The organism is Litchfieldella xinjiangensis, assembly GCF_000759345.1.
Lineage (GTDB): Bacteria > Pseudomonadota > Gammaproteobacteria > Pseudomonadales > Halomonadaceae > Litchfieldella_A > Litchfieldella_A xinjiangensis.
Genome location: NZ_JPZL01000002.1, coordinates 928,952 through 943,298, shown reverse-complemented (window position 1 = coordinate 943,298; position 14,347 = coordinate 928,952). Strand labels below are relative to the sequence as shown.

The window sequence follows — 14,347 nt, the reverse complement described above, 5'->3', positions numbered from 1 at the left end:
CGCCAGTCCATGCCAAGGAAATCCGCATGAGTGCATTGCACCTCACCCCGATGCGTGGCTATCTGGTCGCGCTGATTGCGGGTGGATTGACCACGCTCACCGCCTCCCCCTTCGGTCTCTGGTGGTTGGGACCGGTGGCCATTGCCCTGATGTATTGGGGTATTCTCGACCTTACCCCTCGCCAAGCCGCCCTGAGGGGCTGGGCTTACGGCGTCGGCCTGTTTGGCTCCGGAACGTCCTGGGTGTATGTCTCCATCCACGATTACGGTTACACCGGCGTTCCGCTGGCCGTCTTTCTCACCGTCCTGTTCGTGGCGACCCTGGCGCTCTTCTATGCCGCGACGTTGTGGCTGTATCGCCTGATTGCCGGGGCGCGCTTCGCGGCCCTCTCCTTCGCCGGCGCCTGGGTACTCGGCGAAGTACTGCGTACCTATGCCTTTACCGGTTTCCCCTGGCTGCTCCTCGGCAATGCCCATGTCGACTCTCCGTTGGCGTCCTGGGCGCCTATCGGCGGCGTCTATGCGCTGAGTCTGATCACGGCGCTGACCGGCACGCTGGGTGTCGAACTGCTGCGTCGGCAATGGCTGGCCGCTTTGCCCATCGCTGCCTTATGGGCCGCTCCCTTGTTGCTACCCCACGCCTGGACGACTGCTGACGAGACGAACCACCGAGTGGCGCTCCTGCAAGGCAACTTGCCCCAATTGATGAAGTGGACTGCCGAGGGCCAACGGACCGCCGCCAATACCTATACCCAACTGACCCGCGCCCAGGGCGAGGATATCGACTTGATCGTGTGGCCGGAAACCGCCCTGCCCATGCTCGAGGAAGATGCCATTCCAGTGCTCGAGCGGCTTCAGTCCACCCTGCCCCCAGATATCGCCTTGCTGACGGGGATCGTGCAGCGCGATACCGAGGGACGCTACTTCAATAGCGTGATCGGCGCGGGTGATGTCGAAGGGGTCTACCGCAAGGAACACCTCGTTCCCTTCGGTGAATATCTTCCCCTTGAAAGCCTGCTTCGCGGCATCATCGCCTTCTTTGACTTGCCAATGTCGAGCTTCACGGCGGGCAGTTCCGATCCCGAGCCGATCCAGGCCGCCGGTTTGACCATCGGTAGCGCCATTTGCTATGAAATCGTTTACCCAGAGCTGGTCGCCAAGCGGGCAAGGGACGCCGACATCCTGCTGACCGTCTCCAACGATACCTGGTTCGGGGAATCGATCGGTCCGCTGCAACATCTTCAAATGGCACGGTTACGCGCTCTGGAAAACGGCCGCTACGTGCTGCGTGCCACCAATAACGGCGTCACGGCGATTATCGATCCCCAGGGAAATGTCACCGAGCGGCTTCCACAATTCGAGACCGCAAGCTTGCAGGGGGAGGTCACCGCCATGCAGGGACATACACCATTCACACGTACGGGCAGTTGGCCCACCTGGGCATTGGCATGTTTGCTGTTGCTGACGGGGCTTCGCTGGTTCCAGCGCACCCCCGCAGGCCATCACGAGTAAACGAATCCACCCTGCTGCCATGAAAAAGGCCCGCAATCGCGGGCCTTTTCGTGTCGCTCGAACAGACATTATTCTTTGGCGGGGACTTCTGCCAACACGTCGGGAATAGTCTGGCGCACATAGCGGCCGGGGGCCGGCTCGAGCATCGGCAATTCTCCCTCCCCCGGTGTCCGCGCGGTGACTCGTTTCTGGCTATCGACGTAGCCATTGTCTGTCATCCAGGCCTGCCAGTGAGGCCACCAGGAACCTTCGTTGAAGGTCGCTGCGTCCAACCATTCCTGTGGCTCTGCGGGGAGCGCCTGGTTGGTCCAATAGCCATACTTGTTCTTGTGCGGTGGATTGACAATACCGGCGATATGTCCCGAACCGCCCAGCACGAAAGTGACCGGCCCCTTGGGCAGCTGGGTCCCGCCGTAGGTGCTGTTCCATTTGGCGATATGATCCTCCCGTGCCGAAATGAAGTAACTCGGCGTAGATACCTTGCGCAGATCTATCTTGACGCCATCGAGCTCGATGCCCCCCGGCTCGACCAGGCGATTTTCAAGGTACATATGCCGCAGGTACCATCCATGGGTGGCAGCGGGGAGATTGGTGCCATCGGTATTCCAGTAGAGTAGATCGAAGGCCGCAGGTAGTTCACCCTTCAGATAATTATTGACGAAGAATGACCAAAACAGGTCCTTCTCGCGTAAAAGGTTGAAGGAAAAGGCCATGACGCGACCGTCCAGGTACCCTTGTTGCTCCAACTGCTTCTCCACCCCGTCGAGAATAGGCTCGGTGAGGAACACACCGATCTCGCCGGGATCGCTGAAGTCTTGAAGCGTCGCCAGGTAGGTGACCGAACGCACCTTGCGCGCACGCCGGGTACTGGTCAAATAGGCAACGGTAGTCGCTGTTAGCGTCCCGCCGACACAATACCCCATCAGGTTGACCGACTTTTCACCACACGCCTGCTCAATGGCTCCCATGGCCTCGATGGGCCCCATCTGCATGTAGTCGGCCCAAGTCAGGTCACGCTGTTCCGGTCCGGGGTTGCGCCACGAAATCAGGAAGACCGTATGGCCTTGATCGACGAGCCATTTGACGAAGGAGTTGTCTTCGCGAAGGTCGAGGATGTAATACTTGTTGATCCAGGGCGGCACGATCAGTAGCGGGGTCTTGAATACCGTTTCCGTTGTGGGACTGTACTGGATCAGCTGGATCAACTCGTTCTCGTAGATGACACTACCCGGTGTCACGGCAATGTTCTCTCCGACGCTGAAGGCGCTCCGATCCGTCATTGAGACGTTGAGCCCCTCAGCCGAGTTGGCCAGATCCTCCCTTAGGCGCGATAACCCATCGAGCAGGTTCTGCCCTTGGGTCTCCTTGGTCAGCCGGACCACTTCGGGATTGGTCGACACGAAATTCGAGGGTGCCAGGGCACTGATGCACTGGCGGGCGTAGAACTCGAGGTTACGCTTGCGGGACTCAGGCAGCTCGAGCGTTTCGATGACCTCTTCGACACGCTGGGAAAAGAGCAGATATTGCTGAAGGATGGTGTGGTAGACAGGGTCTTCATACCAGCCAGGATCCTTGAAACGGCGGTCGCTTCGGTCAGGCTCTACCAACGCAGGGACTTTTTCACCTGCCAATTCACGCAAGCCGTGTTGCCATAACGCCGCCTGGTCCTGAACCAGACGCATCTGAACCTGACTCCAGGCCATCGGGTTGCTCATCAAGGCATTCAGCCCTGATTGAAACGCATCGCGCATATCATCGTAGACGGTTTGCGCTGATTCACTGGGAATCGCGCGCTCCAGCATGTCGCGCATTAATGCTTGATATTCCTTGCCGATCGTATCGAGCTGGCCTGACCACTGCTCCCACTCGGCCCGCGAAGGCTGCTGAGACCCGGACTGCATTCGCCTCTCCTAACGACTCGTGTCGCTCATACGAACTGTTGTTCTATGGAATTAAGAGCAAGGCACCACGGCCTTGCGCTCATTATGCGTGACAAGCACCCATATATTGAGGGCCGCCGAAGCGGCCCTATATCATCAAGAATTCTTGCGGTTCGATTGGCTCGTGGCTTTCGCGGGCTCGCTCTTGGCATTGTCGCTCTTGGTAGAGTTGGTATTGTCGCTCTTACCGGTATCGGCGTTGCTCGCCTGGGCGGCTTGGGCCTGGGGCGCGTTTGCCGCCTTTTCCGCGACCTCACGACCCGCTTCAGCGAACAGCGTGCTCATTTCATTGGTAAATTGAACGCTGAGCTCCGCCATCGCTCGTGCATCCTCGAGCATCTGCTTCGACATGTCGTTCATGACCTCGGCCTGACGCGAACCGAACTCACGCATGCTTTCTGCATCCTTGATTTCACCTGCATCGCGCATGCGCTCCGTAGCCAATTGGCTATAGCGCTTCATGGACTCAAGCTGGTAATGGGTCATCTTCTCCATGTTGTCGAGCATCATGCTGTTCATCTTGCGCATGGGTTCGAAGAAGCTGCGAGTCTGTTCGGTAAAGTTGCTAAACGTTTTGTCTTGCATGGGGTAGTCCTCCAAGAGGAACGAGAATGGTATGTCAAGCACGCCCTGATGCTGCAGTGCACAAAGCGTAATCCTACCCTTTCACCGTTGCAACAACATGACCGCTCAAAATCCTGATTACGGTCACACTAAGGCGATTCGCCTGCAGGCGCTCAGGATTGACGCTTTGATCGGGATTGCGCCGCTGCGGGCCCTTGTTTGCGGGCTCGGCTCTCGGAAGTCGACGACGCGTCTTCCCCAGCCGTCGCCTCAGCGGTGTTTCCGCCCGGGGAAGATGTATTCGGATTCCCGGCTTGTCGCAGCATGTCCAACATCATCTGCTGGTAGTTGCCAAAGCTGGCGAAGCCTTGCGCCATACCTTCCTTGAACAAGGGCTGTTGTAGAAAAGAGGGCTGCTGCAAGAAAGGTTGCATGAGCTGCATGGGATCGTAGCCTTCGACACCTGCATCCATTTGTTTCTGGATGCGCTCCATCAAGGCTTTCTGGAACGGCTCGACATCCGGCAGACCCATGGCCTGCCGGAACTCGGCGGGAGTGAGATCGAATTCGACGTTGATCTTCATGGCGCGGCTCGACTGGTTGTTTCAAACAGTGTAGCAGTCTGCGGCAATGACGACCGAGCCGAATCCACTTAGCGAAGGCGGGGCGTCTTCACGCTGACATCACTGTTCTGAGCACGATGTCTCATCAAATGGTCGATCAGGGTCAGGGCCATCATGGCCTCGGCAATCGGCGTAGCGCGAATGCCCACGCATGGATCGTGGCGCCCTTTAGTGACGATGTCCACCGGGTTTCCATCCACGTCGATCGACCGACCGGGCAGCGTAATGCTCGAGGTCGGCTTGAGGGCCAGGTGAGCGATCACAGGCTGTCCCGAGGAAATGCCGCCGAGGACACCGCCTGCGTGATTGGAGAGAAAGCCTTCAGGTGTCATCTCGTCGCGGTGTTCACTTCCGCGTTGGCTCACGGCGGCGAAACCATCACCGATTTCGACGCCCTTCACGGCATTGATGCTCATCAGGGCATGGGCCAGCTCGGCGTCCAGCCGATCGAATACCGGCTCGCCCAAGCCGACAGGCACCCCTTCCGCTACGACGGTGATGCGCGCCCCCACCGAGTCCTGCTCGCGACGCAGCTGATCCATAAAGGCCTCAAGCTCGGGCACTTTGTCCGCATCGGGGCAGAAGAAGGCATTTTGATCGACTGAAGCCCACTCCTTGAACTGGATCGCGATCGGGCCGAGCTGGCTCATGTAACCGCGAACCCGGATACCCTGGGTCGCCAGGTATTTCTTGGCAATCGCACCCGCGGCAACACGCATCGCGGTCTCGCGTGCGCTGGAGCGACCGCCGCCCCGGTAATCGCGAATGCCGTATTTATGGTGATAGGTGTAGTCGGCGTGAGCCGGACGGAAACGATCCTTGATCTTCGAGTAATCGTTGGAGCGCTGATCGGTATTTTCGATCATCAAGCCGATCGAGGTGCCGGTGGTCCTGCCCTCGAAGACGCCAGACAGGATTCGGACCTGGTCGGACTCGCGCCGCTGCGTGGTATGACGCGATGTCCCCGGGCGGCGGCGGTCCAGGTCATGCTGGAGATCCGCTTCGCTGAGCTCGATGCCGGGGGGGCAGCCATCCACGATGGCGCCCAGGGCCGGCCCATGGCTTTCGCCGAAGGTGGTGACGGTAAACAGCTTGCCGAAGGTGTTGCCGGACATGATCGTTCCTCAGGGCTCTCTCGGGGCGGGCTCAGGCAAATGACGCCGCATGGACGTCGAGCTCATGTGCAGTCAACGCGAAGACCCCATGGCCACCGCGCTCGAATTCCAACCATAGAAACGGCACGTCAGGGAACGCCGCTTCGAGATGACGGTCCGAATTGCCCACCTCGACGATCAGAACGCCGCCCTCGTTGAGATGATCACGTGCCTCGCGCAGGATCCGCCTCACGATATCCAGGCCATCCTGACCTGCTCCAAGGGCCAAAGAAGGCTCATGACCGAACTCGTCTGGCATCGTGGACAGATCGCGGGCATCCACGTAAGGAGGGTTCGACACGATCAGGTCGTAGCGTTGCCCCGCTACACCTTCGAATACATCGGAGTGAACCGCACGAACCCGGGTTCCCACATCGTGACGCGTGATATTGGCCTTGGCGACATCCAGGGCATCACTGCTGACATCCGTGATGTCGACCTCGGCGGTGGGCAGGGTCAATGCCGCGGCGATGCCGATACAGCCTGAACCACAGCACAAGTCCATGATCCGTGCCGGCGGCTCCTCCGGGAACCACAACGAAAACCCATCCTCGATGAGCTCGGCGATCGGCGAGCGGGGAATCAATACCCGCTCGTCGACCGTGAATGGAAACCCGGCAAAGAATGCTTCCCCCAGCAAGTACGGAAGCGGCCGACGCTCTTCGATACGAGCGCGCACGAACTGTACGATTCGACGGCGCTCCATGGGCAACAGCCTGGCCTCGATGACGGCGGGGTCGACGTCCCAAGGAAGATGCAAGGCACCGAGCACAAGCGCAACCGCTTCGTCCCAAGGCGAATCGGTCCCGTGACCGTAATGCAGCCCATGGGTGTGAAATTCGGTCGTGGCCCAACGCAAGTAATCGCGCACGCTCAGTAGATGATCGACGATCTCGCCGTCGGCAAGCGTCAGGGTGGAAATGGCATCGGGTCGTGAGGCGGCCAAGGGCGTATCCTGTCAATGTCGGATGGGCTCGAGGCCCGCATTGTAACCGTCCCGGCCCGGGCTTCCCAGTGACTACCGAACGCACCCGTTCCGGGGTGCTTTTACTGGAGAGCATAGACGCTATACTGGCCCCTCTTGACGACTATCGGAGCCCGCCGGTGCGACGACACACGGAAGCCTTGCCATGAACCGAGGTGACGACGACGATTTCGGTGCGTTTCGTGCAGCACTCGAGAGCGCGGGCATAAAGCGCCTGAAAACCAATCGCGCCGACCCAGGCAAACCTCGTACCAATCGCAAGGCGGCCTTGGCAGAACGTCGTGCCGCGGCCGAGGCCTCGGATACCACTCAGTCGACCAGCCGGACCACCGACGGGCGGGTCGAGGCCGTACGCCCCTCCGAGTTTTTGGAATTTCATGTCGTCGACCTGCCGTACCGTACCCACCTGCAACTCAAGCGCGGGCATATCCCCTGGGAGGCCGGGCTGGACCTGCACGGCTATACCCTCGACGAGGCGCGCACCGAGCTGGAAACGTTCCTCGACGATGCCAAGGCACAGCGTGCACGTTGCGTCATTGTCGTTCACGGCAAGTCGCGCAGCATGGCCGACTCCGGGGTCACGGCTTACCCAGTACTCAAAAGCCATGTCAATGCCTGGCTGCGGGAGTGGCCGAGCGTACTGGCCTTCTGTTCGGCACGTGAACATGATGGCGGTACGGGAGCGGTATACGTCCTGCTCAAGCGCCGAGGCGAGTTCTAGTCATCTCCCTCTCCTGGCGATACCGGCGTCCCCTCTTCCACGGTTACCGCAGAAGCCGCCGCACCCGGCACGCCAGGCCGCCCCTCGTAGCGATCCAGCGCCTGAGCCGCCAGATGCCGACCCAGCTTGATCAATGCGTCGGCCCGATGAAATTCGTAGGCGCCACAGACCGTCTTGGGAATGTCGATGAGGATATCTGGCGGGTAACCGGCGACCTTGTATTTGGCCAAGGCGCCCTGCGTAATATCGAATGAAGCCAGGATCATATCCAGTTTGCTCCAGGCACGCTGCCGCGCCCGTTGCCGCCTTCTTTCGTTCTCGGGGGCTTCTTCTTCCTCCCCTGTACCGGGAAACATACGATCGCGGACACCCCCAATCCACGCCCCGAACCCACGACCCTGTGCGTCAAGCGCCTGTTCCCTGGCCTGCTCCTCGGCGGCGGCCTCTGGGGGGAGCAGATCCTCCAACTGAACCGGATAGTGGCTCTGCGCGGTCGCATTGACCGCCAGGACCAGGTCGGCATGAGAAGACACCGTGGGAATGATGGGCAATGGGTTCATCAAGCCACCATCTACCAGTATCTGATCCCCGATATGCACCGGCGTGATGATCCCGGGCACAGCGATCGAGGCGCGAATGGCTTGCAGGAGCGGCCCATTCTGAAACCAGACCTCGCGCTGACGCACCAGGTCCGTGGCCACGGTGGTCAGCGGAATGGGCAAGTCTTCGAGTTGAAGGTCGCCTATCAAGCCCTCGAGTTTCATCATGACCTTGCTGGCCCGCATGGCCCCCATGGGACTCCAGGTCACGTCGACGAGCCTTAGCACGTCGAAATAATCCAGCTCGGTCACCCAGTCACGATATCCCGAGAGTTGACCCGCTGCGTAGACCCCAGCAATCAATGCCCCCATCGAGCAGCCCGACAGGGCCACGACCTGATAGCCGCGTGCCTCGAGCTCATCGATGACCCCGATATGGGCGTATCCCCTGGCTCCGCCACTACCCAATACCAACGCAACCCGCTTACCCGCCTGCCCGTCACTCATGTGGCCCTCGCGTCTTACGTTTCATCACTGTTGCCATGCGTCGCTGATGGCTTCTGCTACCGCCTTGACTGCCCAGGGTTCCAGGTGCAAGTGGTGCCCCCCTGCCAGCACCCGTCGTCGCAATCCGCGCACGGCCTGCCGAGCCGCTTCAGCCTGCGGTCGCTCGGAGAGGATCCCGGTGTCCCCTTCGATCAGCAGGACGGGAGGCTCGATCGCCTTCAGTATGGCCAAGGTCTGCTCGGGACAGAAGCGCACCATGGAAGGCCGCAGCAGGCGCCCATCGGTTCGCAATCGCACACTGCCATCCGCCAGTGTGTCGACCTGGCGCGCGACGAGCGGTGCCGCCGTCTGTACATCGAGACGCGTCACACCGCCAGCAACGCGAGCCACTATCGCCGCGTCGAGATCGGGGTAACGCGGCGCAGGCGACGGCGATCGACGATGACCGAGCAAGCCCTTGCGCAACTGTTCGGGGGTCTTTTCGACTGCAGTCGTCAGCGTACCCAACCCATCGATAAGCGTGAGCTGGGTGATTCGTTCCGGCAGGGCCGCCGCTACCAGGCAGGACACCCCCGCGCCCATCGAGTGCGCCAGCAGCGGCGCCTGGTCCAGCTCGAGGCTATCCAGTGCATCGAGTACATCATGGGTGTAATCCCAAATGGCGTAATCGACCCCTGGCGGGAAGGGTAACGACAAGCCGTGACCGGCAAAGTCGATGGCGACGATTCGGATACCCATGCGTTCCACTAACAGTGGCGCCAGTCGCGAAAAGCTGGCGGCATTATCCAGCCAGCCATGCAACGCCAGCCACGTCGGTGCGCTCGCCTCCCCCCAAGCCAGTGCTGCAAGACGCCCCGAGGCCAGTACCAGTGACGTGGGCTCGCTCATGCATTCTCTCCTGATAGGGAAGCTATCGATGACAGCAGGGCTTGGCGTGCCTCGTTGGGATATTCCATGGGGAACATATGCCCGCCGGGTACGGTACCGACCTCGACGCCGTAACGCTTCAGGCGCTTACGACGACGCGCAGTTATTAGATCGGATTGGGCGCCGGCCAATAGCGCCAGCGGGACCGTCAAACGGGTTGGCAAACCATGTAGGTGGTCGGGGAGATGGCGAAATATCTCGACTTCGATCTGCGGATCGAAGCGCAGCTGTATACTACCGCCCTCGCCCGGGAGCGTTCCGCCGTCAATGTAGTCATCTAGCGCCTCATCGGTAAAACGGCGGAACAGTCCACGCTGACGCAGATAGTGGTGCATTGACTCGCGGCTGGACCACTGCGCTCTGCGCCCCTTGCTCCTGCCTGCTGGCGTCACGCGGTCGACAAGGCCCAGCCCCTTGGCCAGCTTCATCGCCCAGGCGTCCAACCCAAGCATCAGCGGGGGATCGAGGAGCACGACACAACGAAAACGCTCGGGGGCGGCCTCAGCCGCCATGGCCATGAGCACCCCGCCCATGGAATGACCGACACCGATGACCGCTGACGGGCCTGTCCCGAGCTGCTCGAGTAGCTCATCTCTCAGGTTCAGCCAGTTACGGCCCACCGGATAGTGCGGATGGTGTCCTAGACGATCGAGCGGCAGGACATCGTAGTGACGTTCCAATGGCTTCAAAAAGCTGCGGTAACTGGCACCGGTAAACCCGTTGGCGTGGGCGAAGACCAGACGGTCGCGCGTAGGCTGAGTGGACAAGAAGCGGTTCCCTAGATTCGATGCCAAGCGAGGCGGGCCAGCCCGGGCCAGTGATGGCCTGGAGTGAGTAACGAGACTACTCTAACCTAACCATTTTTTCCGCGCTTTTAAACGATCGTTTACTTTCGATCCAATCAACTTTCGACCCAAAGGAGCTGGTCTTGACCGAGCCACGTCCCCCACGAGACACCCGCCTTCGTAACCGCCTGTTCTTTGCCATCGTCATCGCAGCCGTGATCGTCGGATTCTGGATGGCCAGATAAAAAGGGCGGCCCATGGCCGCCTCTGTCTATCGCTCCACATACGGCCTGGATCGATCTCAGGCTTCCTGGAACTTGGCATACATGTTACGTGCACGATTGAGGTGTTGGTACATCATCTCTTTCGCCGCATCGCTATCACGAGCCAGAATGGCCTCGAGAATATAGGTATGTTCCTCCTCGACGCGTGCAAGATACTTATCAGTGGCCGAGGTATTGATCTCTATACTCATGAGTTTTGCTCGGGGAATCACGCTCTGACTTAGTTGCTCATAGAACGTCTTGAAGAAGGGGTTCTTAGTCGCCAGCGCAATAGCATAGTGAAACTCATAATCTTCAATACGCGCCTGCGATTTCTCGGCCCGGGCCCGAATGAATGCAGCATGCTTTTCCATGATCGCTTGCCTATCCGCATCATCATGTCGCTGAGCCGCCAACTCGGCCGCTGCGGGTTCAATCGTAAGACGCAACTCCAGCACGTGCAGGATGTCCTCCACGGTCGTTGGGCTAATGCGGCTGGCCGGCATGGCTTCAAGGGCGCTGTTCCGCAAAACCGTTGTCCCTACACCACGGCGGGTCTCGACGAGCCCCAGCGATTTGAGGTGCGTGATCGCTTCACGGATAACCGTGCGACTCACACCAAACGCTTCGCAAAGCCCGTTCTCGGTAGGCAACTTCTCACCGACGTCGATGCGGCCATTGGTGATGAGTGCCTCGAGCTGATCAGCGACATGCAGTGACAGGCTTCCTCCACGGGGTATTTTCCGTAGGTTGAGCTGATGAAAATTCACCGCGGGTACGGGATTGCCTGCCATGACGCCTTCCATTGATTGAATCTTTCAAGAGGCGCTGGCTAATCGCGCAACGCCATATTAATTGATGACTCGAGTATTAAGTTTAACAACACCTACTCTGCTAAAACGCCCTGAATAGATCGATCATCAGGCATCATCGGGATGACCGACCGTGACGAATTTGCCGCCTTGATAGATTACCGCCGGATCGTTGGGGTCGATGTCGTTATCCTGTGCTTCGACCTCGGCACGCCAAGGATCGGAGCTATCCTGTGGCGCCCATCCGAGGAAGGCAGCCTTACGATTATCCCACCAAAGCTCGGCATTCGCCGAGGCACCGTAAATGACGGTACACCCCAGTTTCGGAGCCACGAATGCGCGCTTCATCAGGCGCATGAAATCTTCGACGCTGAGCCAGGTGGCCATCATCCGGGTGTCCTTCGGCTGGGGGAAGCACGAACCGATACGTACGCTCAGCGTCTCGACGTCGAACTTGTGGTAATACAGGCTGGCGAGATCCTCACCGAAACACTTCGAGACGCCATACAGCGAATCGGGACGGTGCGGGACTTCAGTATCGATTCGCGTGGTTCGCTCATAATAACCAATGGTGTGGTTGGAACTGGCAAAGACGATGCGTGGCTTGCCCAGGTTGCGAGCCGCTTCATAAAGATTGTAAACGCCGATGATATTTGACTGGAGAATGCCTTCCCACGGCTTCTCGACGGACACGCCCCCCAGGTGAATGATCCCATCGCAATCCTTTACCAAGGCGTTGACCGCCTGTGCATCGGAGAGGTCACACGGCACCAATTCTTCGTGGCTCTCGGCCTGGCCGAGATCGGCTATATCCGAAAGCCGAACCTCACGTGCCAATGTCTTCAAATGCGGGCGAATCGCCTGACCTACGCCACCTGCGGCCCCAGTGACCAATAAACGGTTAAGCATTGTTGTCTCCCTTTTATGCGGCCACGGCGCAACCATGGCCGTGGTTCGTGTTGTGTCAGATATCGAATGCAGCCTGCTAGGTTACCGACTCAATATTGTTCGCTCAGAAGCCATACAATCTGGCTGGATTGTCGACCAGGATTTGCTGGCGTACTTCGGGTTCGGCCCACTCGAGGAGTACATCGAGCTGCTCGGCATCGTCCGGATACTGTTCGCGAGGCACCCCGACGTGCGGCCAGTTGCTACCCCAGATGATACGCTCGGGGGCATGGGCGATGACTCGCTTGGCAATCGCCCCGATGTCCTCGTAGTGCGGCCCACCGGTGACACTGGCTTCATAGCCTGCACAGATCTTGAACCAGGCATTGCCGCGATCCATCAGGCGCAGGATGTCATCCACACGGCGGTCATCGGCGGGCACGGGATCCATGAACTTGCCGATGTGATCGATGATGTATTCGCCCTCGATCCGCTGTAGCCCATCGAGATAGTCATCCAGATACCGCCCGTTGAACTGCACCATCAAGTGCCAGCCAAGCGGACGAATCAAACGTTCGACATCGAGCATGCTGTCTTGCGTCACGGCCCCGCCGGGGAGGTTCATGATCCTGGCACCGCGTACGCCCTTTTCGTGCCATTCGCGCAAGGTTTCAGTAGGCGTTTCAGGCGTGACTGCGGCTACCCCGCGGGCCGTTTGCACACCCAACTGCGTCAGTGCCTCGAGCAGTGCGCTGTTGTCACGCTGGTACGCATTGGGCTGCGTGACGACCACCCGCTCCAATCCCAGGCGCTTTTGCACCTGACGATAATCTTCCACGGTGGCCAGTTCGGGGATCTTCGGCCCCCCCGGCTGGGATTCGAAACCGGGTAGATAGAGATGAATATGGCAGTCCGTGGCGCCGGCCGGGGTCTTTAACTGGGGAGCCGGCCCATCCAGGGGACGGGTGTTGTCAGGAATCGTTTCCATGGATCAGGCCTCTTTGAGAGCAAAGCGCTCGAGCGCTTCTCGATTGATGGTGATACCCAGCCCCGGCGCGTCGGGAATCGTCACGACTCCCTTGCTATGCTCGATGGGCGTCTCGACCACCGCTTGGCGGAAGGGATTCTCGGTGCGGTCGAATTCCAGGATCGGCTCGATGGGATTGCGACGTGGCGGGTTGGGCAACATGGCGGCCATGAATTGCAGGCTGGCGGCAAGACAGACCGCGGTTCCCCAGGCGTGCGGAACCAGTCGCACGCCATGCAGCGCAGCCATGTCCGCCACGCGACGGATCTCAGTGAACCCGCCAACACCACAAATGTCCGGCTGAACGATGTCCACGGCCCGCGTCGAGAGGGGGTCTTGCATGGCATAGCGCCCATGCCAGGTTTCACCGCCCGCCACCGGAATGGGCTGGCCCGCACGTACCGCGCCGTAGGCTGAGACATGCTCAGGCAGCACCGGCTCTTCGAACCAGTCGATGCCGAAGCGCGCCGCGCGCTGGCCGACCTCAACGGCCTCCAGGGCGTCGTACCCGTGGTTGGCGTCGATCATCATACGTAGATCCGGGCCTATCGCCTCACGTACCGCTTCGATCACGCGCAGGTCTTCTTCGACATCGAAGCCGATCTTGATCTTGACCGCATGGAAGCCTTCTTTTCGATACCCAGCTACTTCGCGGGCGATATCCTCGACTCGATCGACTCCCTCGCGCTTGAAGGACCCCGTGGCATAGGCTTTCACGCTATCACGGAAGCGACCGCCCAATAGGGTCGATACCGGCACGCCAAAATGCTTACCCTTGACATCCCACAGCGCGATATCGATCCCGCTCAAGGCCGTCACGGTCAGGCCACGCTGCCCTTGATCGCGCAAGCGGTTGTATAATTCCAGCCAGATCTTCTCGGTCTGCAATGGATCCTGGCCAATCAATGCTGTGGCATAAGCCTGAACCACGGCAGCATTGAGCTTGGCCGGTCCCAGACACTCACCCCAACCGATGGTGCCGTCGTCGCAGACAATCTCGACCAGACAGTGCTGACGCCTGGCGAAATGCATCGAAGCACTCTCGAAGGTGGTGTCCAGCGCATGATCGAGGATATGAGTGTGAACAGCTTCAACCTTCAT

The 14,347-nt window shown here is 59.7% G+C and carries 14 protein-coding genes; 2 read left to right on the top strand and 12 right to left on the bottom strand.

What is annotated here, in order from left to right:
* The first annotated feature begins 26 nt into the window (after window positions 1–26).
* Window positions 27–1,511 (top strand): apolipoprotein N-acyltransferase, encoded by a 1,485-nt coding sequence (gene lnt, locus JH15_RS11685; protein ID WP_052384065.1) that lies wholly within the window; start codon window positions 27–29, stop codon window positions 1,509–1,511.
* A 68-nt stretch (window positions 1,512–1,579) separates the two neighbouring features.
* On the opposite strand, the gene phaC is transcribed toward lnt, so the two are convergent.
* The 5 genes from phaC to prmB all read right to left on the bottom strand — a co-directional run bounded on the left by phaC (window position 1,580) and on the right by prmB (window position 6,738).
* Window positions 1,580–3,412 carry a class I poly(R)-hydroxyalkanoic acid synthase gene (gene phaC, locus JH15_RS11680; protein WP_043530373.1) on the bottom strand — a complete coding sequence of 611 codons (1,833 nt, stop codon included), beginning with the start codon at window positions 3,410–3,412 and terminating at the stop codon, window positions 1,580–1,582.
* Window positions 3,413–3,547: 135 nt separating this feature from the next.
* Window positions 3,548–4,036 carry a phasin family protein gene (locus JH15_RS11675; RefSeq protein ID WP_043530371.1) on the bottom strand — a complete coding sequence of 163 codons (489 nt, stop codon included), beginning with the start codon at window positions 4,034–4,036 and terminating at the stop codon, window positions 3,548–3,550.
* Window positions 4,037–4,188: 152 nt separating this feature from the next.
* Window positions 4,189–4,599, bottom strand: a complete 411-nt coding sequence (locus tag JH15_RS11670) for a DUF6489 family protein (RefSeq protein WP_043530369.1) — start codon at window positions 4,597–4,599, stop codon at window positions 4,189–4,191.
* Window positions 4,600–4,667: 68 nt separating this feature from the next.
* Complete coding sequence (gene aroC, locus JH15_RS11665; protein WP_043530367.1) at window positions 4,668–5,753, bottom strand: chorismate synthase; 1,086 nt, start codon at window positions 5,751–5,753, stop codon at window positions 4,668–4,670.
* Window positions 5,754–5,784: 31 nt separating this feature from the next.
* Window positions 5,785–6,738: a 50S ribosomal protein L3 N(5)-glutamine methyltransferase gene (gene prmB, locus JH15_RS11660; protein WP_043530365.1), complete on the bottom strand. Its 954-nt coding sequence runs from the start codon at window positions 6,736–6,738 to the stop codon at window positions 5,785–5,787.
* A gap of 184 nt (window positions 6,739–6,922) precedes the next feature.
* Between prmB and JH15_RS11655 the strand changes: the two genes are divergently transcribed.
* Window positions 6,923–7,498 (top strand): Smr/MutS family protein, encoded by a 576-nt coding sequence (locus JH15_RS11655; protein WP_043530363.1) that lies wholly within the window; start codon window positions 6,923–6,925, stop codon window positions 7,496–7,498.
* On the opposite strand, the gene JH15_RS11650 is transcribed toward JH15_RS11655, so the two are convergent.
* The 7 genes from JH15_RS11650 to JH15_RS11620 form a co-directional block, all read right to left on the bottom strand.
* Window positions 7,495–8,544 carry a patatin-like phospholipase family protein gene (locus JH15_RS11650; protein ID WP_052384064.1) on the bottom strand — a complete coding sequence of 350 codons (1,050 nt, stop codon included), beginning with the start codon at window positions 8,542–8,544 and terminating at the stop codon, window positions 7,495–7,497. The genes JH15_RS11655 and JH15_RS11650 overlap by 4 nt on opposite strands.
* 24 nt (window positions 8,545–8,568) lie before the next feature.
* On the bottom strand, window positions 8,569–9,432 hold the full coding sequence (locus tag JH15_RS11645; RefSeq protein ID WP_043530360.1) for an alpha/beta fold hydrolase: 864 nt from the start codon (window positions 9,430–9,432) through the stop codon (window positions 8,569–8,571).
* Entirely contained in the window at window positions 9,429–10,238 is an 810-nt protein-coding gene (locus JH15_RS11640) for an alpha/beta fold hydrolase (RefSeq protein ID WP_043530358.1), read from the bottom strand. Before JH15_RS11640 ends, JH15_RS11645 begins: the two co-directional genes overlap by 4 nt.
* A 319-nt stretch (window positions 10,239–10,557) precedes the next feature.
* A complete protein-coding gene (locus JH15_RS11635; RefSeq protein WP_043530790.1) occupies window positions 10,558–11,313 on the bottom strand; it encodes a FadR/GntR family transcriptional regulator in 756 nt (251 codons plus the stop codon).
* Between the two features lie 126 nt (window positions 11,314–11,439).
* Window positions 11,440–12,240, bottom strand: a complete 801-nt coding sequence (locus JH15_RS11630; RefSeq protein ID WP_043530356.1) for an NAD-dependent epimerase/dehydratase family protein — start codon at window positions 12,238–12,240, stop codon at window positions 11,440–11,442.
* Between the two features lie 103 nt (window positions 12,241–12,343).
* The gene (locus tag JH15_RS11625) at window positions 12,344–13,207 is read right to left on the bottom strand and encodes an amidohydrolase family protein (RefSeq protein WP_043530354.1); all 864 of its coding nucleotides are present in this window, start codon (window positions 13,205–13,207) and stop codon (window positions 12,344–12,346) included.
* A gap of 3 nt (window positions 13,208–13,210) precedes the next feature.
* On the bottom strand, window positions 13,211–14,347 hold the full coding sequence (locus JH15_RS11620; RefSeq protein ID WP_043530353.1) for a mandelate racemase/muconate lactonizing enzyme family protein: 1,137 nt from the start codon (window positions 14,345–14,347) through the stop codon (window positions 13,211–13,213).